We start from the raw sequence: 23531 nt of genomic DNA on the forward strand, positions 1-23531 counted from the left end.
CATGACCCAAACCCTGCTTAAAGACATGCGCGCCAAGGCTCCCTTGGTGCATTGCATTACCAACTATGTGGCGATGAATATCGCCGCGAATGTCGTCCTTGCGGCGGGCGCCTCTCCGGCGATGGTGCATGCGCCGGAAGAGATGGAGGCCTTCACCCCTTTGAGCGGTGCTGTCACGGTCAATATCGGCACGCTTTCGGCGCAGTGGCTCGAGAGCATGCGGGTGGCGGTGCGGGTGGCCAATGCCCATGGGATACCTTGGGTTCTGGACCCGGTCGCGCATTTCATCAGCGGCTTTCGCAAACAGGCGGCGCAGGACCTTCTTGGGATGCGCCCCGCTATTTTGCGCGGCAACGCCTCGGAGATCATGACCCTTGCCGGAGAAGCCGGGGCGGGAAAGGGCGCGGATAGCGGTGATGCGGTCGCAGATGCCGAAGGGGCGGCCAAGGCACTTGCTCGCGAATATGGCTGTGTCGTTGCCGTCACCGGGCCAGAGGATTTCGTGACCGATGGGGCACGCATGGCGCGGGTGGCAGGCGGTTCCGCGTTGATGCCTCAGGTCACGGCGCTGGGCTGCTCACAGACAGCATTGATGGGGGCCTATGCCGCTGTCGGGCCGGCCTTTGACGCCGCTCTTTCGGCACTGGCGCATTTCAAGGTTGCCGGGACGCAGGCCGCCGCGCGCGCCGAGGGGCCGGGCAGTTTCCAAGTCCATTTTCTCGATGCTCTGGCCTCGGTTGAACCATCACAGCTTGAGGCGGCGATCATGGAAGTGGCCCTGTCATGAGCGAATTGCGAGAGCACTTGCGGCTCTATCTGGTGACCGATCCGGAGATGTGTCGAGCGCGAGGCGTCGTGGAAACGGTCGGGCAGGCTGTCGCCGCCGGAGTGACCATGGTGCAGTTGCGGGACAAGGACATCAGCACGCGTGACCGCATTGCCTTGGCTCTGGCGCTGAAAGACGCGTTGCAGGGGACCGGGGTGCCGTTGGTCATCAATGATGATGTGGAGGCCGCGACCGCTGCAGAAGTGGATGGCGCCCATATCGGTCAGGGCGACATGTCGTCGGTAGAGGCGCGTGCGCGGCTTGGCGCGGGAAAGATCCTTGGCCTGTCCTGCGAGACGCCCGAGGCCGTTGTGGCGGCAGACCCTGCCCTTGTCGACTACCTTGGGTTGGGGCCGGTTTTTGGCACGGCGACCAAAACCGATCATGCGACTCCCATCGGCCTATCGGGTCTTGCAGAGCTTGCGGGGTTGAGCCGGTTGCCGAGCGTAGCGATTGGCGGGATCAAGGCCATGCACCATGCGCAGGTGTTGGCCGCCGGGGCCGATGGCTCGGCCGTCGTGTCGGCCATTTGTGGCCAGCCGGATATCGCCGCCGCAACGCAGGCCTTTTTCCCAGAGGCGCAGCCATGATCCCGAATGTTCTTAGTATCGCGGGATCCGACCCCTCGGGCGGGGCGGGAATTCAGGCGGACCTGAAATCCATCTCGGCCAATGGCGGGTTTGCCATGGCTGCGCTCACCGCGCTGACCGCGCAGAATACGGCGGGCGTGTCGGGTATCCATCTTGTGCCTGCCGAGTTTGTGCGCGCGCAGATCGACGCGATCTTTGCGGATATCCGGGTCGATGCGGTGAAGATCGGCATGATCGCCACGGCAGAGATCGCAGAGGCCGTGGCCGATGCCTTGGAGGGTCGGGCCGTTCCGGTCGTGCTTGACCCGGTGATGATCGCCAAGGGCGGCGCGGCGCTGTTGCAGCCAGACGCCGTGGCGATGATACGCACGCGCCTGTTGCCTTTGGCGACGGTGGTGACGCCGAACCTGCCGGAGGCGGCGCATTTGCTGGACAGTGAGATCGCGACCAGCCGTGTCGAGATGGAAGAGCAGGGCCGGGCGCTGCGTGCCCTGTCGTCAGGGGCGGTCTTGATCAAAGGCGGCCATCTCGAAGGCGCGGGCAGCCCAGACTGCCTTGTGTTTGCGGACGGATGCCGATGGTTCGAAAGCCCGCGCAGGCAGACGCAAAACACCCATGGCACGGGCTGCACACTGTCCTCGGCGCTGGCCACACAGATCGCCAAAGGCGCGGACCTGCCGAAAGCGACCGAAGCCGCTAAAGCCTATGTATCGCACGCCATTGCACATGCGGACGACCTCAGGGTTGGGCATGGGCATGGTCCGACACACCATTTCGCCGCGCTCTATGCGGCGTATTCCTCAGACCAGAATGGATCCCCCTCATGAGAACGCTACTATACGCCACCGTCTTTTCGCTCTTGTCCTTGCCCGCCATGGCGCAGGACAAGGTCACGCTGCTGCTTGATTGGTTCGTCAACCCGGATCATGGCCCGGTCATCATTGCGCAGGAGAAGGGCTTTTTTGCCGAGGCGGGGCTAGAGGTTGAGATGATTGCCCCGGCCGATCCCTCCGATCCGCCGAAGATGGTGGCTGCCGGGCGGGCGGACCTTGCGATTTCCTATCAGCCTCAATTGCATCTGCAACGTCACGAGGGTTTGCCGCTGCGGCGGGTCGGGACGTTGGTGGCGACGCCTTTGAACTGCTTGCTGACGCTTGCGGACGGAGAGGTGGCCACACCTGCGGACCTGAAGGGGGCCAAGATCGGCTTTTCCGTTGGTGGCGTCGAGGAGGCGGTGTTGGGGCGCATCCTTGAGACCTACGGCCTGACGCTTGGGGATGTAGAGCTCGTCAATGTGAACTTCTCTCTCTCGCCGGCGCTCATGTCGGGGCAGGTGGATGCGGTGATCGGGGCGTTTCGCAATTTCGAGCTGAACCAGATGGAGATCGAAGGTCGGCCGGGGCGCTGTTTCTATGTCGAGGAAGAGGGGCTGCCGTCCTATGATGAGTTGATCTATGTGGCCAATGCGGATCGCATGGACACCGACATGATACGCCGCTTTCTCGCAGCGACAGAGAAGGCCACGCAGTATATCGTCAACCATCCCAAGGACAGCTGGGACGTGTTTTCGGCAACTTCGCCAGAGTTGGCAGATGAGTTGAATCGCCGTGCATGGATCGACACGCTGCCCCGCTTTGCACTGCGTCCAGCGGCGCTTGATGTGGGCCGCTATGCTCGGTTCGAGGCCTTTCTGCTTGAGGCGGGCCTGACGCCGGGCCTGCATCCGGTTTCCGAAATCGCCATCGATGTGACAGCGCAATGAGCGGCGTTTCCTATGGGGCCGTCTTCGAACGGTGGCGCGCGGGCTGTGCCGAGACATGGCAGGCCTATACGCGGCATGCCTTTGTCCGAGGAATCGGCGATGGCAGTCTGCCGCGCGCGGCCTACCTGCGCTACCTCGTGCAGGACTATGTGTTTCTCGTGCATTTCGCCCGTGCGTGGTCCCTCGCTGTGGTGAAGGCGGAAACGCTTGAAGAAACGAAGGCCTGCACTGGGGTTCTCGATGCTTTGGTGAACCACGAGATGGCGTTGCATGTCGCGACCTGTGCGGACGAGGGGATTGACGAAGAAGCGCTCTATACTGCGACTGAAGAGATCGAGAACCTCGCCTATACGCGCTATGTTCTTGATGCCGGGTTGCAGGGGGATTTCATCGACCTGATGGCCGCGCTCGCGCCGTGTTGTTTTGGCTATGGGGAGATCGGGCACCGTCTTGCACATGAGGCCGCGCCGGGCACGCCCTACCGCGACTGGATCGCGACCTATGCGGATGAGGCGTACCAATCTTCCATGGTGACGCTTGGCAAAATGGTCGATGGCGCCGTGTCGCGACGTCTGGGGTCTGAACCTTGGCAGGCGCCCCGGTGGGCGCAGGTGCAACAGCGGTTCACGACTGCCACGCGGCTCGAGGTTGGCTTCTGGGAGATGGGGCTTAGGGTGTGATGAGCGCAGCGGCGCCCGGTATCGCGCTTCGGGGTCATCATGAGATTGCGGGAACGCCTCTGTTTGCGCCAGTGTCCTGCCATCTGCCTGCAGGGCAATGGACCTGCCTTCTCGGGAGATCAGGCACTGGTAAGACAACGCTGCTCCGCCTGATTGCCGGGCTTGAGGTTGCGGGGCAGTTCGTCGGGGACATCGCGGTTTCAGATGGGCTTCCGATTGAGGGGCGTTGCAGTTTCATGGCGCAGACGGATCTGCTCTTGCCGTGGCTCTCGGCGCTGGAGAACGCCGTGTTGGGGCAGCGTCTGCGGGGAGAGACGCCGGATTTGCCCCGCGCGCGCCGACTATTGGAACGTATTGGCCTCGGCGCATATCTCTCGGCGCGGCCAAGCGCGCTCTCTGGAGGGATGCGACAGCGGGTGGCTTTGGCGCGAACCTTGTTGGAGGATCGGCCTATCGTCCTGCTCGACGAGCCGTTCTCGGCGTTGGATGCAAGCACGCGTGCCGCGATGCAGGAATTGGCATGCGAGATGTTTCGCGACAAGACGGTCTTGCTTGTGACGCATGACCCTGCCGAGGCGATACGTCTTGGTCATCAGGTCATCTTTCTGACCGGCGAGGGCGCAAGGATTTGGCCCGTGCCCGAGACCCCTCCGTTGCGTGATTCCTATGCGCCAGACAGCGTCAAGGCGCAGGCAGAGCTGATGGCCGCGTTGCGGAGGCTCGCGTGATGCGGTGGGCGTATGGAGCCCTCGCTGCGGGGGTCGTGCTTGGCGTGTGGCAGGCGGTTGTCTGGGGCATGGAAATGCCACCCTTTATTCTTCCCTCACCTCTGCGCGTCGCCGAGGCGTTTTGGCAGAACCGGTTGATTTTGCTCGGCCATGCGGGGGTAACGCTGGCTGAGGTTCTTCTCGGCCTGCTGATTGGCAGTGTGCTTGGGGCAGGTACGGCGATCGCGATTGCGGGGTCGGAGCGGTTGAGCCGTCTGGTGATGCCGCTTTTGGTCTTGACCCAAGCCGTGCCGGTCTTTGCGCTCGCACCGATCCTGACGCTGTGGTTTGGCTATGGGATGGCGTCGAAAGTGCTTATGGCGGTGCTCATCATTTTCTTCCCTGTCACCAGCGCATTTCATGATGGGCTGACACGCATTCCCAAAGGGCTACGCGATCTGGCGCGGACCATGAATGCAACTCCGTTTCAGGAGATGCTCCGCCTGCGCATTCCCCATGCGCTGCCGTCGCTGGCGACAGGCCTGAAGATGGGGGCGGTCTATGCGCCCATCGGGGCGGTGATCGGGGAATGGGTGGGCGCCTCGCAAGGCTTGGGATACCTGATGCTTTTGGCCAATGGTCGGGCGAAAACCGATCTCATGTTTGCGAGCTTGTTGCTGCTCGCGCTGATGACTGTAACGCTTTACCACGTTGTCTCATGGGCCGCGGATCGCGCATCTTTTCGCGATAAGGATTTGCACGCTGCCTAGCCGCGTTTCGGTAGGTGCCGGGCAGGAACATATTCGCGGGGGCGCGCGGCGAAGCGAGAGGCCACGCCGCGCGATTGGATTAGGCCTTGGCGGCGGTCACGATGACTTCGACCAAATATTCCGGGGTTGCCAGTTTCGATTCGCCGCAGGCGCGGGTTGGCGCGTGGCCCTTGGGAACCCAAGCATCCCAGACAGCGTTCATTTCGGCGAAATCCTTCATGTCTGCGAGCCAGATCACCGCTTGTAGGATGCGCGTGTTGTCGCTGCCTGCTTCGGCAAGCAGGGCATCGACCTTGTCGAGACAGTCCTGAGTCTGCTGGGCGACGCTGGCCCCGGCGGTGCCGACTTGGCCCGCGAGGTAGATGGTCTCGCCGTGGGTGACGATCTGGCTCATGCGATCGCCAACATGTTTGCGCGTGATTTCAGTCATGGTCTTTCCTGTTTGGTTGAGTCGTCTGAATAGGGTCTAGCGTGTCAGGTGCTTGCCTGAAAGCCGCTCAGGGTTCGGGTCAGATTTTCGCCGAGGGAGTCCGACAGGTAGCCACCTTCTTGCACGAAGAGAACGGGCAGACCTGTCTTGGCGAGCGCCGCGCCAATGCGGGAGAAGCCCTCTTTGGTGACGCGAAGCCAGTCGAAAGGATCATCGATGGATGCGTCGAGGCCGAGGGCAACCACGAGAACGTCCGTTCCGAAATCATCGATGCGATTTAGGGCCGTGTCCAACGCCACGAGGTAGTCCTCGTCGCCAATGCCGCGGGAAAGCGGGATGTTGAGATTGTAGCCGAGCCCGGCGCCGTCGCCGCGTTCATGGACATGACCCCAGAAGAAGGGGTAGAACTTGGTCGGGTCGGCGTGAATCGACAAGGTGAGCACATCGTCACGGCGATAGAAGATGTCTTGGGTGCCGTTGCCGTGGTGCACATCTACATCGAGAATCGCGGGGCGCAGACCGGCTTTGCGCAGGCGTTCGGCGGCGATACCCGAGTTGTTGAGGAAGCAGAAACCTGCTGCAAGATCGCCATAGGCGTGGTGCCCCGGCGGGCGCGAGAGCACGTAGGCCGCATGTTCGCCGCCAAGAAGCAAATCGGCCCCCGTGATGGCGGATTGGGCCGACCAGTAGGCCGCTTCCCAAGTGCCTTCTGCAATCGGGCAAGCGGTATCGCCTTGGTGGTATCCAGCCTGACCTACGGGCGAGGTGGGGTAGCTATTGCTGCGGGCGAGGGGGTGGATGTTGGGAATAACCTCTTCGCCTGCGTCCGGAAGTGCGCGCCAGCGGGGGTAGATGGTTTTCAGGAAGGCAAGGTATTCGGGGGAATGCAGGGCCGCGATGGGGCCAATGCCGGCGTCCTTGGGGGCCTCGAACTGGCAGCCCGCCGCAAGCGCGCCCGCATGCAGCACTTCGATTCGTTTGGGTTGTTCTGGGTTGGGGCGAATGGCGCCGCTTGCGATGAAGTGCTTTGGGTCGTGGCGCCATTGCCGTTCGTCGAAGACTGCTTTCACGTCGTTCCTCTCAGGGCCGGAAGCCCGGCCTCGTCCGTTGTTTCTTGAGTTTCAATCCCGGTCGGCCGTTTCCAGCCCGCTGAAATGCGCCACGATCACGTGACGCGCCAGCCCGATGTGATAGTCCATCGCGTTGCGGACCTGTTCCACATCGCCGCTCTCGAGGGCTTCGATGATGTGGCCGTGATTGCTCGCGATGTTGTCTGGTGCGTTTTCCATCCTCCCGATCAGCGAAAGACCGAGTTGGATCTCCGAAGAGATCTGCTGGAAGATCGCAAGGAAACGGGGGTTGCCAGACGCCTCGATGAGAAGGCGGTGGAACTCGAGGTCTGCGGCAGACGTCTCGGGTTCGCGCCCGGCATCTGCCAAGGCGATCATCTTTTCAAGCTGTTGGCGCAGGACGGGTATCACATCCGCCGCGCCCTTGCGCACGACAAGCGCCGCAGCTTCGCGTTCGATCGCCAAGCGCAATTCATAGAGCGAACCGAGGTCTTCGGAGTTCATGGTGCGCACAAAGAAACCGCGATTGGGATGGGACACCAACAACCCCGTGCTTTCCAGCATGCGCCCGGCTTCGCGCACTGGTGCGCGGCTGACACCGAGCTCTCGCGCGATGACAGATTCGGACACTCTTTCACCGGGTCGAAGGCGACCGGACAGGATGTGATCGGTCAGAAGTGTCGCGATTTCTTGCGAGAGCGATCTCCGCTCGAGGTGATCCAGTCGCAGGGGGTTGGTTTTTGTGCTCATTCGTACAAACTACGCCTCAGATTGTCGACTGTCGACAATATTGTTGACATTCGGTGGGAACCTCCCCGAGCATGGGAGGCGTGAAGCGTGGGGTGCCCGCGCACAGTCTGCGAAGTGAAAGAGACCGGAAGAAATAATTCGGTCGCCACCAAAACAGGGAAGAATCAAATGATGAAACGACTAGTCACAAGCCTTATGGCGATGACCTTGGCGGGTGCTGTGCATGCCGAGAATCGCCTCGATATCGTGGTCCAGCCAGAGCCGCCCAGCTTGATGCTCGGCCTTGTGAGCAACGGGCCGACGCAGTTGGTCGCGGGCGATATCTATGAAAGCCTGCTGCGCTATGACACTGATCTCAATCCGATGCCGTCTTTGGCTTCCGAGTGGGAGATTTCGGACGATGCGCTTACCTATACGTTCAAGCTCCGTGAGGACGTGACATGGCATGACGGCGAGCCGTTCACCGCCGAAGACGTGGTGTTCTCGGTCGACAAGTTCCTGCGCGAGACCCACGCGCGCTTGCGTGTCAGCCTCGAACATGTCGAAAGCGTCACAGCGCCGGATGCGCATACCGTGGTCTTTAAGTTGAAACAGCCGTTTGGCCCGTTCATCGGGGTTTTCGAGGCTGGCACGATGCCGATGATCCCGAAGCACATCTATGAAGGCACCGACTACAAGACCAACCCGGCCAACAATACGCCGATCGGCACTGGCCCGTTCAAATTCGAAGCCTGGGAAAAGGGCAGCTATATCCACCTCGTGAAGAACGAGGACTACTATCTCGACGGTAAACCGGCGATTGACGATGTCTATTATCGCGTAATCCCCGATGCCGCGTCGCGCGCGGTGGCGTTCGAGAATGGCGATGTCGATGTTCTGCCGGGTGGCTCGGTCGAGAACTGGGACGTGAAGCGCCTGATCGAGATGGATGGCGTCTGTTCGACGGGCCATGGCTGGGAATATTTCGCGCCGCATGCGATGGCGTGGATGAACAACCGTGAAGGGCCGACCTCGAGCAAGGCATTCCGCAAGGCAGTCATGTATGCGACGGACCGCGAATTCGTCAAAGACGTGATCTGGAACGGGTATGGCAAGGTCGCGACGAGCCCGGTTTCGTCCAAGACCAACTTCTATAGCGACGATACGGTCATGTATGACTATGACCCGGACAAGGCGCGCGAGCTTCTTGCAGAGTCGGGCTATGATGGCGAGACCGTTCGCATCCTGCCGCTGCCCTATGGCGAGACCTGGCAGCGCTGGGCCGAAGCGATGAAGCAGAACCTCGAAGAGGTTGGCGTCAACGTGCAGGTCGTGGCGACCGATGTTGCGGGCTGGAACCAGAAGCAGGCGGAGTGGGATTTCGATATCGCCTTCACCTACCTCTACCAGTATGGCGACCCGGCGCTTGGTGTCGCACGTAGCTATCTCGCGAGCAACATTGCCAAGGGCAGCCCCTGGAACAACGTCGCTGGGTATGAAAACCCCAAGGTGGACGATCTCTTCGCCAAGGCCGCTGTTGCGGCGACCCCCGAAGAGCGCCAGGCGCTTTATACCGAGATTCAACAGATCCTCGTCGATGACGTGCCTGTCGCATGGCAGCTCGAGATCGAATTCCCGACGATCTATCGTTGCAACGTTAAAGACCTCGTCACCACGGCGATCGGCGTGAATGACGGTATGCGCGACGCGTATCTCGAAGACTAAGCGAAAGCAGACGAGAGAGACCGGCCTGGTCAGAGATCGGGCCGGTCTTTCTTTCTAACGCAACAAGTGAAGCAGGCATTGGCACAGTATGGACATCGTGACAGCTATCGTGGGGCGATTGTTGAAGGCGGTCATCACGCTCTTGATGATCGTCATTCTGAATTTCTTTCTCATTCATGCGGCTCCGGGCGACCCGGCTGCGGTGATGGCAGGGGAAGCGGGTGCGGCGGACGCCAAGTATATCGCCCAACTGCGAGAGCAGTTCGGGCTCGATCAGCCACTCATGGTGCAGTTTTGGAATTACGTGTCGGGGGTCTTGCAGCTTGATCTGGGCTATTCCTATCGCCAGCAGATGCCGGTTCTGGACCTGATCCTCGAACGCCTGCCCGCGACCTTGATCCTCACACTGACGGCCTTTGGCATGTCGCTCTTGCTTGGGATCGTCTTCGGCCTTGCCGCCGCCGCGCGCCAGGGCAAGTGGAGCGATACGGTCATTACCTCGCTCTCGTTGCTGTTTTACGCCACGCCGCTTTTCTGGGTCGCGCTTATGGCGGTGGTGCTATTCTCGGTGAAGCTCGGTTGGTTTCCCGCCTTTGGCTATGAGACCGTGGGGGCCGACTATGTGGGTTTCCAAATGGTGCTCGACCGGCTCAAGCACCTTGTGTTGCCCGCCTTCACGCTCGGCCTTTTCTTCATGGCGGTGTACCTGCGCATGACGCGGTCCTCGGTTCTTGAGGTGAGCCAGATGGATTTCGTCAAGACGGCCCGCGCGAAGGGCTTGCAGGAAAACGTCATCCGTCGTCGCCACATCCTGCGCAATGCGTTGTTGCCGGTGGTCACACTGGCCGGTCTTCAGGCCGGGCAGCTTGTCGGGGGCGCGGTCCTTACGGAGACGGTTTTTGCCTGGCCGGGGATCGGGCGGTTGATGTTCGAGAGCCTGACGGCTCGGGACTATAACACGCTTCTTGGCGTGTTCCTGATCTCGGCGGCGATGGTGATCCTTTTCAACGTGGTCACGGACCTTGTTTATCGGCTGATTGATCCGCGTATTGGCGCAGGGGGTGCAGCATGAAGGACTTCTTCAAACGCTTCTCGCGCAATCGTGGCGCGTTGATCGGGCTATTCATCCTTGTGGTCGTGATCCTTGTCGCGGTCTTTGCGCCGCTCCTTTATCCGGACAGCCCGTGGAAGATGGTGCAGCGTCCTTTCCTTGCGCCCTTTAGTGTCGATGGCTTCCCGCTTGGGACCGATACGCTTGGCCGCGACGTGGCGGCGGGGCTTGCGCATGGGGCGCGGGTGTCGCTTATCGTCGGGCTTGTTTCGACGCTGGTCGCCTTGTTGATCGGTGTGCCGCTTGGCGCACTTGCAGGGTTCTATGGCGGGCTTGTCGATGATGGCGCGATGCGCTTCACCGAGTTTTTCCAGACCATTCCGAATTTCGCGTTGGCCATCGTGCTTGTCGCGATCATGGAGCCGACGCTGCCGACGATCACGCTTGCCATTGCAATTGTGAGTTGGCCGCCGGTGGCGCGCCTTGTGCGGGCGGAGGTTCTTTCGCTTCGCCGACGCGAGTTTGTCGATGCTGCGCGGCTGGCGGGGCTTTCGAACATGCGCATCCTGTTCGGGCATATCCTGCCCAATGCCATGTCGCCGATCATCGTCATGGCTTCGCTCATGGTGGCGACGGCGATCCTTCTTGAAAGCTCGCTTTCCTTCCTTGGGCTTGGCGATCCCAACATCATGAGCTGGGGCTATATGATCGGGGCGGCGCGGACCGTCATCCGCAATGCCTGGTGGCTGAGCTTTATTCCGGGGGTGGCGATCCTGATGACCGTTCTTGCCCTCAACCTGATTGGCGAAGGCCTCAATGACGCGCTCAACCCGCGTCTGGCACGGAAAGGACGATAACCATGGATCCAGTGCTTTCTATTCGTGACCTCGCCATCTCCCTGCCGCCCGGCGCGGACCGGGACTATGCGGTGCAGAATATCGAATTCGACCTGACGCCGGGGGAAATCCTCTGTGTCGTGGGCGAGTCCGGTTCGGGGAAATCCATGACGGCGAATGCGCTCATGGGGCTTTTGCCGGATCTTGTTCACGTGACCCGTGGCGAAGCGTTCTTTGAGGGGCGCGATGTGCTCGCGCTTCCGGATGCGGAGCGGCGCAAATTGCGCGGGGATCGGATCGGGATGATATTCCAGGAGCCAATGTCGGCGCTCAATCCCCTGATGCGGATCGGGGATCAGATCGCCGAGACCTACGAGGCGCATGGGCGCTACACCCCGTCCGAGCGGCGTGAACGGGCGCTCGATCTGATCCGCGAGGTGGGCCTGCCAGAGCCGGAGAAGATCATCCGCGCCTATCCGTTCCAGCTTTCGGGCGGGCAGCGGCAGCGGGCAATGATCGCGATGGCGCTTGCGATGGACCCTGCGGTTCTTATCGCGGACGAGCCGACGACGGCGCTTGATGTGACCACGCAGGCGCAGATACTCGACCTCATCAAATCCTTGCAGGAACGGCACGGCATGGCCGTGATGTTCATCACCCATGACTTTGGTGTCGTGGCGGAAATCGCCGATCAGGTCATCGTCATGCGCTATGGCGAGATTGTCGAACAGGGCGGGGCCGCGCAGGTGCTTGAGAACCCGCAGCATGACTATACCAAGGCGCTCCTCGCGGCGGTGCCCTCGGATGTTGTTCCAAGCGGGCAGGAAACGTCAGAGCAGCATGTTCTCGAGGTGCGCGATCTGCGTAAGACCTACAGAACGCGCGGTGGCCTTTTCAAGGCGACCCGCGAGGTCCGGGCGATTGATGGCGTGTCCTTCACTGTTGGCAAGGGCGAGGTTCTCGGGATCGTGGGCGAAAGCGGATCGGGCAAGTCCACGGTGGGGCGGTCGATCGTGCGCCTTGTCGAAGCTGATAGCGGGCAAATCCTCCTTGATGGGGAAGATATGAACGCGCTTTCGACCGAGGAATTGCGGAGTGCACGGCGTCGGGTTCAGATGATCTTTCAGGACCCTTACGCCTCGCTCAACCCGCGCAAGAAAATCCTCTCGGCGATCAGCGAGGGGCCGATCACAATGGGCACGCCTGTGGCAGAGGCCCATGCGCGGGCGCGGGACTTGCTTGAGACAGTCGGTTTGGATGCCAGCGCGGCAGACCGCTATCCGCACGAGTTCTCCGGCGGACAGCGGCAACGAATCGGGATTGCCCGCGCGCTTGCCATGGACCCGGACCTGATCATTGCGGATGAGGCTGTTTCGGCGCTCGACGTGTCGATTCAGGCGCAGGTTCTCGAATTGTTGCGCGACCTGCAGCAGCGGTTGCACTTGTCCCTGCTCTTCATCACCCATGATTTACGCGTCGCGGCGCAGCTTTGCGACCGGATCGCGGTTATGCAGCACGGAAAACTGGTCGAGATTGGCTCGGTGGCGGAGGTCTTCCTGTCGCCGAAGCAGGACTATACGCGCAACCTTTTGGCTGCGGTGCCGGGCACTGAATGGGGCGGGGCGGCCTAGGCGGCTGCAAAGCTCTGGAGGATTTGGGGGGAGATGACGGAATGAGCGAACTTTGGTCCCTGACCGCCACAGAGATCGGTGCGGGTCTGCGCGCGGGAGACTTTACCGCGCGGGCCGTGGCAGAGGCGACATTGGCGCGGATCGACGCTGTAAACGGCCCGATCAACGCGGTTGTCGAACGCTGCGATGCGCAGGCCTTGGCGGCTGCGGAGGCCGTAGATGCGGCGCGTGCCGCCGGAGACCCGCTTGGACCGCTCGCCGGGGTGCCGGTGACGATCAAGGTCAACGTCGATCAGGCCGGTATGGCGACAACCAACGGGCTTCAACTTCAGAAGGATCTTGTCGCGGCTGAAGATAGCCCCGTTGTCGCCAATCTCCGCAAGGCAGGGGCGGTGATTGTCGGGCGCACCAACACGCCGGCGTTCTCCCTGCGTTGGTTTACCCGCAACAGCCTTCACGGAGCGACCCGCAACCCGCGCAATGCGGCGCTGACACCGGGCGGATCGTCCGGCGGGGCGGCGGCGGCGACAGCGGCGGGTATAGGGGCCATCGGGCATGGCACTGACATCGCGGGTTCTATCCGCTACCCGGCGTATGCTTGCGGTCTGCATGGGTTGCGCCCGTCTCTAGGCCGTGTGCCCGCAGTCAATTTTTCGGGCCCCGATCGCCATATCGGAGCGCAGTTGATGGCGGTATCCGGACCGATTGCACGGTCTATCCCCGACCTGCGATTGGCGCTTGAGGCGATGGCTGCGCCCGATCTGCGCGACCCGTGGTATGCGCCGGTATCTTTACAAGGACCATCCGTTCCGCGCCGCGTGGCGCTTTGTGTTGCGCCGGATGGCATGGAGGTCGATCCGGCCGTGGAAAGCGCTTTGCGCGATGCAGCGGATCGGCTCTCACGGGCGGGTTGGATCGTCGAGGAACAGGAGACGCCGCCGCTAAGAGAGGCAGTGCGTCACCAGCTTACTCTTTGGCTTGCCGAAACGCGGCGGGGTGCGGATGAAGCGATCCGGGAAGAGAACGATCCAGACTCTTCATTGGTCTACGAACGCCTGTCTGCGATGACGCCAGCCGTGGACGTGAATGGGCTTCTCGATACGCTTCAGGCGCGGGCAGGGCTAAGCCGTGCGTGGCGTCAGTTCCTTGGTCAATGGCCTGTGATGCTCTGTCCGGTGTCGGGGCAGCTTCCGTTCAAGGATCATCTCGACACCGAGAGCCAGTCCGCCTTTGAGGGGATTGTCGCGGCGCAGATGACTCAGATTGGTTTGCCGTTTATGGGCCTGCCGGGTCTTACCGTCAGCACAGGAACAGTCGATGGCCCGCATGACAAGACGCCGATCGGCGTGCAGCTTGTCGCGAACCAATTTCGAGAGGACCTGCTTTTGGAAGCGGGGGAGGCCCTTGTCGGTGCGACAGCCGTGAACTATGCGGCGGTTGATATTTCTGCGGGCTAGACACCCGCTTCTCATTTTCAAAGAAGTCATCTTATGCCTGAAATCCTGACGATCCCGAACGCTGCCACCCGTCCTTTTGCACATCGACAGGGGGGATCGCGCAGATGACGCTTGTTGAGGACCTTATCGAAATTGTCGGGGCGGCGCAGGTCTTTACCGGGACAGACGCCAAGCGCTGGTCCGAGGACTGGACCGGTCAGTACAAGGGAATGCCGCTTGCGGTTGTCCGTCCCGCAAGGACCGAGGAGGTCGCCGCAGTGGTCAAACTCGCCAATGCGCGCGAGGTTCCAGTCGTGCCGGTTTCGGGAAATACCGGCTTGAATGGTGGCGCTCTGGGCACAGATTCCATCATGATTTCCTTTGAGCGTATGAACCGTGTGCGCGAAATTCGCGCTGATGCGCGGGTCGCTGTCGTCGAAGCAGGGGTAATTGTGGACGCGCTCAACACCGCGACGGAAGAGCACGATCTTTTCTTCCCGTTGAGTTTCGGCGCGTCTGGGTCGGCCATGATGGGCGGTGTCTTGTCGACGAATGCCGGTGGCGCCAATGTCTTGCGCTACGGGAATACGCGCGATCTGTGTCTCGGGCTTGAGGTTGTGCTGGCGGACGGCCGGGTGATGGACCTGATGCAGGCGCTTCACAAGGACAACTCCGGCTTTGACCTGCGCAACTTGATGATCGGTGCGGAGGGGCAGCTTGGGCTTATCACAGCAGCGGTGGTCAAGCTTCACCCGCGTCCAGTCGACCACGTCACCGCCATGGTGGCGATGGATTCCCTGGAGCGGTCGTGTGAGTTGCTCAACGCAATTCAGGACGCATCCGATAGCGCGGTTGTGGCCTTCGAGTTCATGCCCCGCGCATATATCGAGGGGCATTTCCTTGTCAGTCTCGACGCGCGCGAGCCGTTTGAGGCGGCACACCCTGTGAATCTGCTCGTCGAACTTGCCGTGATGTCTCCCGGTGCGCTGGAAGATGTGCTCGAAGAAGTTCTGGCGGAGTGGATGGAGGAAGGCGCTGTGACGGATGCTGTCATCGCCCAGAACGAAGCGCAACGGACCGAAATGTGGGCCCGGCGGGAAGCCGCTGCGGTGATCGCGTTTCGCCAGCAACCGGTCCTGAGCGCGGATGTGGCCGTCCCGAGAGAATCTGTCGCCGCATATCTAGACGAGATCGAACCGCGTTTGCGCGCGATTGATCCCTCTTGCGAGGTTCTGTCGGTGGCGCATCTGGGCGACGGCAATATCCATTGCGGGTGCCACACGAAAGATGCGTCTCTGATCCCGGCCCTGCGTGCAGAGATCGACGCCCTTGCCGTCGAAATGAAAGGCACGTTCTCGGCAGAGCACGGTATCGGCCTTTCGAAGCTTGCGGCGATGGCCCGTTTCAAGGATCCGGTTGCACAAGACGTAATGAAGGCGATCAAGAGCGCACTTGACCCCAAAGGGATTTTGAACCCGGGCAAGACGCTTGCCCCGGAGTGAGTGCAGCGTTCTTGTGCCGTGGGAACAGGGTATCAGAGCAGTTTCTCGAAGATACCGCGGAAGACCGCGGCAACCTCTGCCGTGTCCTGTGGGCCATCGCTGATCTGACGCTGCATGAGATGCAGAAAGACCCCATCAATCAGCGCGTATTGAATGGCCAAGGTCTCGTCGATGGGATGCCCGGCTTTCTCGAGCGCATCCGCGACGATCCCGACGAGCATCTCTTCGATTTCATGGACGATGGGCCGGAATGTCTCGTCGAACATGGCTTGCGAGCGGATGTCATACCAGAGGCGGTGCGTCATCGCGTCATCCGTAATCGACTCGGCGAGCGCGTTTGAAAAAGTCTCGATAACCGAGTCGCGCCCTTCGGCGCCTGCAAGCGCGTCCACGATATTGCTGACGAATTGCTGTTTGTAGATGCTCACGCAGTAGATGATGAGCTCGGAGCGATCCTCGAAATAGTAGTGCAGCATGCCGAGCGACATGTCGCTTTTCTCGGCGATGTCACGCAAGGACGTGTTGGCATAGCCCAACTCTTGAAGCGCGAGGATCGCACTTTCTGCGATCTGGCGCTTCTTGACGTCTCGCTTGGCGTTTTTTCTTTCGGCGCGGGCTTTGAGTTTCGAGGGCATTTCGTTCATGGGCGAGAAAATGAGGGTTTCCGAGGCCAAAAGCAAGCTGCATCCGGCCTCGGGGAGGGCAGGTTATCCAAGAAGGGCGTTCAGGAAAATCCGCGGGAGTTTGAGCCAACCAGGCTTGTACTGGAAACGTGTCAGGAGTTTTCCGACTTTATCCTGTTTCCGGTTGGTGATGAACCACGGTGGGCGCGGCAAGAGCGTGAACTGCAAGGACAAGAGCCCGCGCGGGAAAGGGCGGAATGGGGCGCTGACAACGGTGCGTTCGACGTTCTCGAACATGAAAGTGTTGTGCACTGTGCCGATGCCCGATTGAACATCCTCCAGCGTATGGCCCGGGAAGGCGCCCCAGGGACATGGCGTCATCAAGAACCCAAGCCCCGTCCACGCGTTGATTGCGATTGTGCCATAGCGGAACTCGGCGATGATCTCCTCGAACCGCTTCTTTCCGATTTTGCGAATGGTGCGTGGGTGGATGATGATATTGCCACCGAGCGTGCCATAGAGATTCTCGTTGGCCCATTCGATCGCATTGATGAGGTAGGTTTCCGGGTCCGGGTCATCCATTGCGAGGGTGGACATGGCGGGGGCAAAGACCTCGTTGGTCTTGAAGTAGTCATCGCTCTGCATCGGGTTGATGACACAGGCAGGCGCAGACCCGCGTGCGACTTCTTCGGTGCTGTCGGCATGATCCGCGAATGTCGCGATACGATCCTCGGCACCGGGGTAGTAGGCAAGGCGCGTCGAGGAGGCCATGACGGACTTCAGGTTCGCCATGAAAGTCTTGGTCTTGTTCCATGTCTTCGGTGTGATGAGGACTTGGCAAGCGACACAGTTGAAACCGGAATTGTGCAGTTTCTGGGTCGCGACGTTCTCGGCCTGAAAGCGCAGGTCGGCTCGGCTCCACGGACCGGGGACGATGATCGTCGGGCAGACGGCGCCAAGCTCGGAGGTGAACCGCTTGGTGTTCTTCGGCGTGCCGGCCTCCTTGTTCTTGATGCCTTCTGCGCCCGGGCCCCAGACGATGGCGTCATGAGTCGCGCCTGCGCCGGTGATGTGGAGTTCTTCGACGATGGGGTGTTCGGTCAGCCACGCGCCGGCGACCCCGTCGCCTTTGACGATGCGCAGGGCGTTGCGGTCGATCAGCGGTTTCAGCGCGGCCTTGAGATAGTCGGTCAGGTAGTCGTTGACCGGATTCATCTTGAGGATCACGACCTGGTTCTCGTTGAAGACTTTGTGGAAGACATCGAGCGGCGTGATGGCATTGATGTTGCCTGCCCCGAGGACGAGCGCGACCTTGCCTTTCCGTTTCACGGTCGGCACGTCGTATTCGACCGCCGTATGCTTGGCGAGATTGCCTCGGTTGACCCCTTTCTGCATCCAGATCTCGGCATTCACACCGGACAGAAGCAAGCGATCCCAGATCGAATGTGGCACAACGCGCACAGCGGTTTGGCCTGTGGCCAATTCCCGGGTCTTCAGGTGATCGAGGTAGGACTTTCGTTCAAGCTCGGCGAAGGTCTGCATGTAGCCGTTACATGCGGACATCACCGCGTAGGGGCCGGAGGTCCACTCTTCGCCCACCAGCGGCGAGCCTTCAGGAATCATCTTTTTGCGGGCGGCCGTTTCTGCCCAACCCTCAGCGACGCTCAGGAGATTGTCCTTGATGTGTTGCAGGATTTGCAGGCGCTCGGCGTTGGAGGTGCGCGCCCAGTTGTCCTTGCCCGCGTCGAGCGCGGTCAGGGCGGCTTCATACTCTTCGAGCCAGAAGGGCTGGGCCTCGACGGGTTGTTGAATGGCTTGGGTCATAGGTTACTCCTCCCTTTCGATGAGCAGGTTTCCAAACTGTTCGCGCAGTTGGTTCTTGAGCATCTTGCCAGTGGCGTTGAGTGGGATGGCATCGGTAAAGACCACCGCGTCAGGAATCTGCCACTTGGCGACCTTGCCGTCGAAGAGGGCAAGAATATCGTCCTCTTTCGGGTCGGCCCCTTCGGCCTTGACCGCGACGACGATCGGGCGCTCGTCCCATTTCGGGTGCACAGCACCGATGGCGGCTGCCATGGCCACGCCGGGATGCGAAACGGCAATATTCTCGAGATCGACCGACGAGATCCATTCGCCACCGGATTTAATGATGTCCTTGGTGCGGTCACGGATCACCATGTAGCCGTCGGCGTCGATGGTGGAGACGTCTCCGGTATCGAACCAGCCGTCTTCGGTCGTCGCGCTCTGGTCCTTGCCGAAGTAGGTCTCGACAACCCAGTGACCACGGACCTGAAGCGCGCCCTGTGCCTCGCCATCATGCGGCAATGGGTTGCCCTCGTCATCGACGATGCGCAGGTCGATCCCGAAGGGCGGACGCCCTTGTCCGAGGCGCAGCGCCGCGAGCGTGTCTGCGTCGAGATCGTCATGCTTGCCTTTTGGCACGTTGGCCGAGCCGAGAGGCGAGGTTTCTGTCATGCCCCAAGCGTGGATCGTGTCACAGTCATATTCGTCGCGGAACGCGGCGATCATCGAGGGGGCGGCTGCGGATCCGCCGATGACATTGCGCTTGAGACTTTCCATTTTGGAGCCGGACTTGGCGGCAGAGGCCAAGAGCATCATCCAGATCGTCGGAACACCGAGGGCAAGCGAAACGCCATAGTCGTCGATCAGTTGCAGAAGGCTATCGCCGTCGAGGCCCGGTCCGGGCATGACAAGCTTTGCGCCCGTCATCGCTGCAGCGTAGGGGATACCCCATGCATTGGCGTGGAACATCGGCACCACGGGCAAGATCGTCTCTCGCGAAGAGAGCGAGAGCGCATCGGGTAGTGAGATCGCGAGCGTGTGGAGCATCGTCGAGCGATGGTAATAGAGGACACCCTTCGGGTTTCCGGTCGTGCCGGAGGTATAGCAGAGCGAACAAGGGGTATTTTCGCTGAATTGCGGCCAGTCGTAGTCTGCGTCGCCCTTCTCGATCAACTCATCAAAGAAGATCGCTTCGGGCAGGGCGGCGGCGACCTCTTCGTCTCGCGGCCCCATGAAGATGAAATGTTCGATGGTCTTGAGGTGTGCCTTGGTGCCGGTGATGAGCGGCATGAAGGTCTTGTCGAAGAAGATCGCCTTGTCCGCGGCATCATTGCAAATGAAGATGAACTGCTCAGGGGGCAGGCGCGGGTTCAGCGTGTGGCAGACGAGGCCACTGCCGGAGACCGCGAACCAGATCTTGAGGTGGCGATGATTGTTCCAAGCGAGCGTCGCGACGCGGTCACCGTGATCCAATCCCAGCGTGCCAAGTGCAGAGGCCAGTTGACGCGAGGAAGACGCAACCGCGCTCCACGTTGTTGTGTTCATGTCGCCTGTGGTCTCTCGCGATACGATTTCCGTATCGGCATGGTATTTTCCGGCATGGACGATCAGGTCGCTGATCAAAAGGTCCTTGTGCATCATCGCGCCAAGCATGGTGTGGCCTTCTTTCTTTCTAGACGTGTCGAGAGACGCCGCCGGCAGCGTAAACGCCGGCAGCGTCTTTGGATCAGGCGGCGTATTCGGCCTTGATCATGTCGGCAGCTTTTTCCGCGATCATGATCGTGGGGGCATTGGTGTTGCCGCCAATCAGGGTCGGCATGACAGAGGCATCGACGACGCGAAGCCCTTCCATACCATGCACCTTGAGCTTGGGGTCGACGACGGACATGTCATCCACGCCCATCTTGCAGGTGCCAATCGGGTGATAGATCGTGTCGGCACGGGCGCGGATATGGCTCTCCCACTCGGCATCCGTCATGTTGTCTTTCACCCCGAAAAGCTCCTTGTGACGATACTTGGACATCGCGTCCGATTGCAGGATGTCACGGGTCATCTTGGCACCCTTGATCGTGGTCTCGAGGTCGCGCTCGTCGGAAAGGAACTTCGGGTCGATGCCCGGAGCGGCCATGGGATCGGCGCTTTGCAGGAAGACCTCGCCGCGCGAATGCGGGCGGACGGCGCAGACGTGGCAGCTAAAGCCATAGCCCATGTGCAGCTTGCGCGCGTGGTCATCGACGACCGAGATCACGAAGTGAAGCTGAATATCCGGGCGGTCGAGCGACGGATCTGTCTTCAGAAAGGCTGCGCCTTCGGCGAAGGGGGTGGCGATCATACCAGTGCCGTCCTTGCGCCATTTGAAGATATGCTTCGTCAGGCCGATCGTTCCCGCAAGGCCGATACCGAAGTTATCGGTATCCTTGGTCTTGTATCCGAGGATGAAGTCGAGGTGATCCTGAAGGTTCTGGCCGACACCGGGCAGTTCGTGGACCATCTCGATGCCGTGCGGACGGATGTCCTGCGCCCGACCGACGCCCGAAAGCTGAAGCAGTTGCGGTGAGTTGAAAGCGCCGCCGGAGAGGATCACTTCCTTGCCCGCCATGGCACGATGGGTCTTCTTGCCGATACGGTATTCCACGCCGGTCGCGCGTTTGCCTTCGAAAAGAACCTTGGTTGCGTGCGCCTTAGTGATGATCGTCAGGTTGGGGCGCGAACCCATCACCGGGAACAGGTAGGCCGCCGCGGCAGAGCAGCGCTCGCCGTTCTTTTCCTTGGAATGGAATTGGGTCACCTGATAGAGGCCAACACCTTCGTTGTCGCCGGTGTTAAAGTCACTGACCTCGCGATGTTGAAGCTCGGTTGCACCCTTGATGAAGGCGCGCGTGATGTCCCGAGGGCTTTTCTGGTTGGAGACCTGAAGCGGCCCGTCATGGCCATGCACATCATCCGAACCAGTTTCGTTGTTCTCGGATTTCTTGAAGTAGGGCAGACATTCGTCCCAAGACCAGCCGTCACAGCCCATTTCGGCCCAACCGTCATAATCGGACTTGTGACCGCGCACGTAGAGCATGGCGTTGATTGCGGACGAACCGCCGAGCGCCTTGCCGCGCGGCTGATAGCCTTTGCGACCGTTGAGGCCCGGCTGTGGCACGGTGTTGAAACACCAGTTTGAAATCTTGCCGTGCCCGGGCAACATCCCGACAACGCCAGCAGGCGCGCGGATCAAAAGGTGGTTTCCGCCACCGCCAGCTTCGAGCAGGCAAACTTTGGTGTTTGGGTCTTCTGACAAGCGCGACGCCAAGGTCGCGCCGGCGGATCCACCGCCAACAATCACGAAATCGTAACTCATTCTTTCCTCCCTGTGTCCGCCCCTCTCCCTGAGGCGAAACGCTTGCGAATCCAGAGTGGAGTCAGGCAAGCAAAATCACTTAACAAAAAATTTGGACAAAAGTCCAGAAAAAATGTTCAGATGACTTTTCAAGCCCCGCGCGAGCTACGGGCTTTGGCATTTTCATGCGGGTGGGATTTCTTAGCCCGCCTGCTCCAGCTCACGTTCAAGTGCCTTTTCAACGGCGCCACGCGGCTTGGTGAAGCGTGCGAACAAGTCATAAAGAGTTGGCGTAACGATCAGCATCAGGACGGCAGAAAGGGTCAGGCCGGCGATGATGACCGTGCCGATGGCATTGCGGCTTTCGGCGCCTGCGCCTTCTGCAAGGACGAGAGGCAAGGCGCCGAGGATCGTTGAAAGCACTGTCATCATGATCGGGCGCAGACGCAGGACGGCGGCTAGGATTGCGGCCTCGTGCACGGACTTGCCCTCGTCGCGTAGCTGGTTGGCGAACTCGACGATCAGGATGCCGTTCTTGGCCACGAGGCCGATCAATAGGATGATGCCGATCTGGCTATAGACGTTGAGTGATAATCCTCCGAGCGCCATCGCGTAGATTGCACCGGCGACACCGGCAGGCACACTGAGAAGGATAATCGCCGGGTGCACGAAGCTCTCGAACTGCGCGGCAAGAACCAGGAAGACAATCAACAGTGCCATCGCAAAGACGGCGGTCGCACCGGCTGTGGTGTCCTTGAAGGTTCGCGATTGCCCTTCATAGCCGAGTTTCCCCGTTGCTGGCACGATGTCATCGGCAAGCGCTTCGATCTCGCCCAGTACGGCACCGAGATCAGCACCGGGCGCGAGCGCGCCGGAAAGCTGGATAGAGGGCAGGCGGTCAAAGCGGCGCAAGGACGGAGCCGCTGCGTTCTCTTGCAAGGTGACAAGAGCGCCGAGCGGCACAAGCGTTTCGCCATCTCCGGAACGGATATAGATGTTGTCGATATCAGAGGGTGAACGGCGATCCTGCGCCTCGGCCTGAAGGATGACAGGGTATTCGCGTCCGCGACTGATAAAGGTCGTGGCCTGCCGAGAGGCGAGCATGGATTGCATCGTGGAGGCAATGGTCTCGATGGAAATCCCAAGATCATCGGCGCGCTGCCGGTCGATATTGATCTCAAGCTGTGGCAGGTTCTGTTCGTAGTTGATCTCTGGATTGACGAGACCTTCAATGGATTCTGCGCGGGCGAGAAGCGTGGTGGACCAGTCTTTGACGCTCTCGAAATCAGGGCCGCTAATCACGATGCGGACCGGAGTCGAGTTGCCGCGCAGGCCGAGACCCGCCGGAGTAATCGGGAAACCGCGCGCGGCGGTGATTTGTGCCATCTTGGGAGCGATCTCGCGGGCGACCTCTGAGGCGGATTTCTCGCGCTCTTCCCACGGTGCCAGACGAAAGACGACAAAAGAGCGCCAGGCACGATTGCCCCAGCCGGTAAAGGTAAAGACGGTTTCGATCGTGCCTTCTTCGCGTAGCGGATCAAGCAGGGCCTCTACCTGTTGTGCGGCTCGGTCGGTATAGGCCGTAGTGCTGCCTTGCGGGGCGGTCAGGGGAATAAAGCCGACGCCACGGTCCTCGCGCGGGGCGAGTTCACGCGGCAGGCTATCATAGAAGAAGAACGCGCCGCCGCTGATCGCTGTGCCAAGAACGATGACGACAAGGGGCATCCTCAGGCAGTATCGCAGGAGCGCGGCATAGGCACGTTGCACTGGGCTTTCGGGGTGTGCTGTGGTTGCAAGGGGCGCGCCGTCGCTTTGTTTTCTTGCCCGCAAGATCTTGGAGGCAAGTGCCGGGCAGGCCGTCAGGGCAACGAAAGTTGAGATGGCCACCGTGCCCGCCATCACCCAACCGAACTCGATAAAAAGTCGCCCGACCTGACCCGGCATGAAGGAGAGCGGCACGAAGACCGCAATCAACGTGACCGAGGTCGCCANCGACCTGACCCGGCATGAAGGAGAGCGGCACGAAGACCGCAAT

Annotated in this window: 21 protein-coding genes; 13 read left to right on the forward strand and 8 right to left on the reverse strand. The window is 60.8% G+C overall.

The genetic code is table 11. From position 1 onward, the window contains the following. Position 1: 1 nt before the first annotated feature. From thiM to R1W01_RS15715, 7 genes are read left to right on the forward strand one after another with little or no spacing between them, the layout of a single operon-like run. Complete coding sequence (gene thiM, locus R1W01_RS15685) at positions 2–787, forward strand: hydroxyethylthiazole kinase (protein WP_297757993.1); 786 nt, start codon at positions 2–4, stop codon at positions 785–787. Continuing rightward, positions 784–1416: a thiamine phosphate synthase gene (gene thiE, locus R1W01_RS15690; RefSeq protein WP_297757991.1), complete on the forward strand. Its 633-nt coding sequence runs from the start codon at positions 784–786 to the stop codon at positions 1414–1416. The genes thiM and thiE overlap by 4 nt, the downstream gene beginning before the upstream one ends. Further along, the gene (gene thiD / locus R1W01_RS15695) at positions 1413–2243 is read left to right on the forward strand and encodes a bifunctional hydroxymethylpyrimidine kinase/phosphomethylpyrimidine kinase (protein ID WP_297757988.1); all 831 of its coding nucleotides are present in this window, start codon (positions 1413–1415) and stop codon (positions 2241–2243) included. The genes thiE and thiD overlap by 4 nt, the downstream gene beginning before the upstream one ends. Next, positions 2240–3178 carry an ABC transporter substrate-binding protein gene (locus R1W01_RS15700; RefSeq protein ID WP_297757985.1) on the forward strand — a complete coding sequence of 313 codons (939 nt, stop codon included), beginning with the start codon at positions 2240–2242 and terminating at the stop codon, positions 3176–3178. Before thiD ends, R1W01_RS15700 begins: the two co-directional genes overlap by 4 nt. Further along, positions 3175–3858, forward strand: coding sequence for a thiaminase II (gene tenA / locus R1W01_RS15705; RefSeq protein WP_297757982.1), 684 nt, complete (start codon positions 3175–3177; stop codon positions 3856–3858). The genes R1W01_RS15700 and tenA overlap by 4 nt, the downstream gene beginning before the upstream one ends. Next, on the forward strand, positions 3858–4586 hold the full coding sequence (locus tag R1W01_RS15710; protein WP_297757979.1) for an ABC transporter ATP-binding protein: 729 nt from the start codon (positions 3858–3860) through the stop codon (positions 4584–4586). Before tenA ends, R1W01_RS15710 begins: the two co-directional genes overlap by 1 nt. Next, on the forward strand, positions 4586–5335 hold the full coding sequence (locus tag R1W01_RS15715; RefSeq protein ID WP_297757976.1) for an ABC transporter permease: 750 nt from the start codon (positions 4586–4588) through the stop codon (positions 5333–5335). The genes R1W01_RS15710 and R1W01_RS15715 overlap by 1 nt, the downstream gene beginning before the upstream one ends. Before the next feature lie 79 nt (positions 5336–5414). Here R1W01_RS15715 and R1W01_RS15720 read toward each other — a convergent pair whose 3' ends face one another. Genes R1W01_RS15720 through R1W01_RS15730 form a run of 3 tightly spaced genes read right to left on the reverse strand, consistent with a single transcriptional unit; the run spans position 5415 to position 7585 of the window. Then, the gene (locus R1W01_RS15720; RefSeq protein WP_243614014.1) at positions 5415–5765 is read right to left on the reverse strand and encodes a RidA family protein; all 351 of its coding nucleotides are present in this window, start codon (positions 5763–5765) and stop codon (positions 5415–5417) included. Between the two features lie 44 nt (positions 5766–5809). Further along, positions 5810–6835, reverse strand: coding sequence for a histone deacetylase family protein (locus tag R1W01_RS15725; protein ID WP_297757972.1), 1026 nt, complete (start codon positions 6833–6835; stop codon positions 5810–5812). Positions 6836–6886: 51 nt separating this feature from the next. After that, on the reverse strand, positions 6887–7585 hold the full coding sequence (locus R1W01_RS15730) for a GntR family transcriptional regulator (RefSeq protein ID WP_243614016.1): 699 nt from the start codon (positions 7583–7585) through the stop codon (positions 6887–6889). 171 nt (positions 7586–7756) lie between these two features. Here R1W01_RS15730 and R1W01_RS15735 point away from each other — a divergent pair, with 171 nt between their 5' ends. The 6 genes from R1W01_RS15735 (at position 7757) to R1W01_RS15760 (ending at position 15745) form a co-directional block, all read left to right on the forward strand. Then, positions 7757–9289, forward strand: a complete 1533-nt coding sequence (locus R1W01_RS15735; protein ID WP_243614075.1) for an ABC transporter substrate-binding protein — start codon at positions 7757–7759, stop codon at positions 9287–9289. 88 nt (positions 9290–9377) lie between these two features. Next, positions 9378–10361 carry an ABC transporter permease gene (locus tag R1W01_RS15740; RefSeq protein WP_243614017.1) on the forward strand — a complete coding sequence of 328 codons (984 nt, stop codon included), beginning with the start codon at positions 9378–9380 and terminating at the stop codon, positions 10359–10361. Beyond that, on the forward strand, positions 10358–11197 hold the full coding sequence (locus R1W01_RS15745) for an ABC transporter permease (protein ID WP_243614018.1): 840 nt from the start codon (positions 10358–10360) through the stop codon (positions 11195–11197). The genes R1W01_RS15740 and R1W01_RS15745 overlap by 4 nt, the downstream gene beginning before the upstream one ends. 2 nt (positions 11198–11199) lie before the next feature. Next, the gene (locus R1W01_RS15750; protein WP_297757968.1) at positions 11200–12807 is read left to right on the forward strand and encodes an ABC transporter ATP-binding protein; all 1608 of its coding nucleotides are present in this window, start codon (positions 11200–11202) and stop codon (positions 12805–12807) included. A gap of 41 nt (positions 12808–12848) precedes the next feature. Further along, positions 12849–14264, forward strand: a complete 1416-nt coding sequence (locus R1W01_RS15755) for an amidase family protein (RefSeq protein WP_297757965.1) — start codon at positions 12849–12851, stop codon at positions 14262–14264. A 104-nt stretch (positions 14265–14368) separates the two neighbouring features. Further along, positions 14369–15745, forward strand: coding sequence for an FAD-binding oxidoreductase (locus R1W01_RS15760; RefSeq protein WP_297757962.1), 1377 nt, complete (start codon positions 14369–14371; stop codon positions 15743–15745). 32 nt (positions 15746–15777) lie between these two features. Here the strand turns inward: R1W01_RS15760 and R1W01_RS15765 are convergent, their stop codons facing one another. The 5 genes from R1W01_RS15765 to R1W01_RS15785 form a co-directional block, all read right to left on the reverse strand. Further along, a complete protein-coding gene (locus R1W01_RS15765; protein ID WP_317275312.1) occupies positions 15778–16425 on the reverse strand; it encodes a TetR/AcrR family transcriptional regulator in 648 nt (215 codons plus the stop codon). A gap of 27 nt (positions 16426–16452) precedes the next feature. Further along, a complete protein-coding gene (locus tag R1W01_RS15770; RefSeq protein ID WP_297757956.1) occupies positions 16453–18192 on the reverse strand; it encodes an aldehyde dehydrogenase family protein in 1740 nt (579 codons plus the stop codon). A 3-nt stretch (positions 18193–18195) separates the two neighbouring features. Further along, positions 18196–19824: a long-chain-fatty-acid--CoA ligase gene (locus R1W01_RS15775; RefSeq protein WP_297757954.1), complete on the reverse strand. Its 1629-nt coding sequence runs from the start codon at positions 19822–19824 to the stop codon at positions 18196–18198. Between the two features lie 73 nt (positions 19825–19897). Beyond that, positions 19898–21517 (reverse strand): GMC family oxidoreductase, encoded by a 1620-nt coding sequence (locus R1W01_RS15780; RefSeq protein WP_297757951.1) that lies wholly within the window; start codon positions 21515–21517, stop codon positions 19898–19900. Between the two features lie 180 nt (positions 21518–21697). Further along, complete coding sequence (locus R1W01_RS15785) at positions 21698–23440, reverse strand: efflux RND transporter permease subunit (RefSeq protein ID WP_317275314.1); 1743 nt, start codon at positions 23438–23440, stop codon at positions 21698–21700. Positions 23441–23531: the final 91 nt, after the last annotated feature.

Source organism: Shimia sp. FJ5 (genome assembly GCF_032918335.1).
GTDB lineage: Bacteria > Pseudomonadota > Alphaproteobacteria > Rhodobacterales > Rhodobacteraceae > Shimia > Shimia aestuarii_A.

What these genes read in the sequence shown, in the direction of transcription:
- R1W01_RS15735 (WP_243614075.1), top strand. Translation starts at nt 7,757, where the DNA reads ATGAAACGACTAGTCACAAGCCTTATGGCGATGACCTTGGCGGGTGCT.
- R1W01_RS15785 (WP_317275314.1), bottom strand. Translation starts at nt 23,440, where the DNA reads ATGCCGGGTCAGGTCGGGCGACTTTTTATCGAGTTCGGTTGGGTGATG.
- R1W01_RS15750 (WP_297757968.1), top strand. Translation starts at nt 11,200, where the DNA reads ATGGATCCAGTGCTTTCTATTCGTGACCTCGCCATCTCCCTGCCGCCC.
- thiM (WP_297757993.1), top strand. Translation starts at nt 2, where the DNA reads ATGACCCAAACCCTGCTTAAAGACATGCGCGCCAAGGCTCCCTTGGTG.
- R1W01_RS15755 (WP_297757965.1), top strand. Translation starts at nt 12,849, where the DNA reads ATGAGCGAACTTTGGTCCCTGACCGCCACAGAGATCGGTGCGGGTCTG.
- R1W01_RS15775 (WP_297757954.1), bottom strand. Translation starts at nt 19,824, where the DNA reads ATGCTTGGCGCGATGATGCACAAGGACCTTTTGATCAGCGACCTGATC.
- thiD (WP_297757988.1), top strand. Translation starts at nt 1,413, where the DNA reads ATGATCCCGAATGTTCTTAGTATCGCGGGATCCGACCCCTCGGGCGGG.
- R1W01_RS15770 (WP_297757956.1), bottom strand. Translation starts at nt 18,192, where the DNA reads ATGACCCAAGCCATTCAACAACCCGTCGAGGCCCAGCCCTTCTGGCTC.
- R1W01_RS15700 (WP_297757985.1), top strand. Translation starts at nt 2,240, where the DNA reads ATGAGAACGCTACTATACGCCACCGTCTTTTCGCTCTTGTCCTTGCCC.
- R1W01_RS15745 (WP_243614018.1), top strand. Translation starts at nt 10,358, where the DNA reads ATGAAGGACTTCTTCAAACGCTTCTCGCGCAATCGTGGCGCGTTGATC.
- thiE (WP_297757991.1), top strand. Translation starts at nt 784, where the DNA reads ATGAGCGAATTGCGAGAGCACTTGCGGCTCTATCTGGTGACCGATCCG.
- R1W01_RS15760 (WP_297757962.1), top strand. Translation starts at nt 14,369, where the DNA reads ATGACGCTTGTTGAGGACCTTATCGAAATTGTCGGGGCGGCGCAGGTC.
- R1W01_RS15730 (WP_243614016.1), bottom strand. Translation starts at nt 7,585, where the DNA reads ATGAGCACAAAAACCAACCCCCTGCGACTGGATCACCTCGAGCGGAGA.
- R1W01_RS15780 (WP_297757951.1), bottom strand. Translation starts at nt 21,517, where the DNA reads ATGAGTTACGATTTCGTGATTGTTGGCGGTGGATCCGCCGGCGCGACC.
- R1W01_RS15715 (WP_297757976.1), top strand. Translation starts at nt 4,586, where the DNA reads ATGCGGTGGGCGTATGGAGCCCTCGCTGCGGGGGTCGTGCTTGGCGTG.
- R1W01_RS15720 (WP_243614014.1), bottom strand. Translation starts at nt 5,765, where the DNA reads ATGACTGAAATCACGCGCAAACATGTTGGCGATCGCATGAGCCAGATC.
- R1W01_RS15710 (WP_297757979.1), top strand. Translation starts at nt 3,858, where the DNA reads ATGAGCGCAGCGGCGCCCGGTATCGCGCTTCGGGGTCATCATGAGATT.
- tenA (WP_297757982.1), top strand. Translation starts at nt 3,175, where the DNA reads ATGAGCGGCGTTTCCTATGGGGCCGTCTTCGAACGGTGGCGCGCGGGC.
- R1W01_RS15740 (WP_243614017.1), top strand. Translation starts at nt 9,378, where the DNA reads ATGGACATCGTGACAGCTATCGTGGGGCGATTGTTGAAGGCGGTCATC.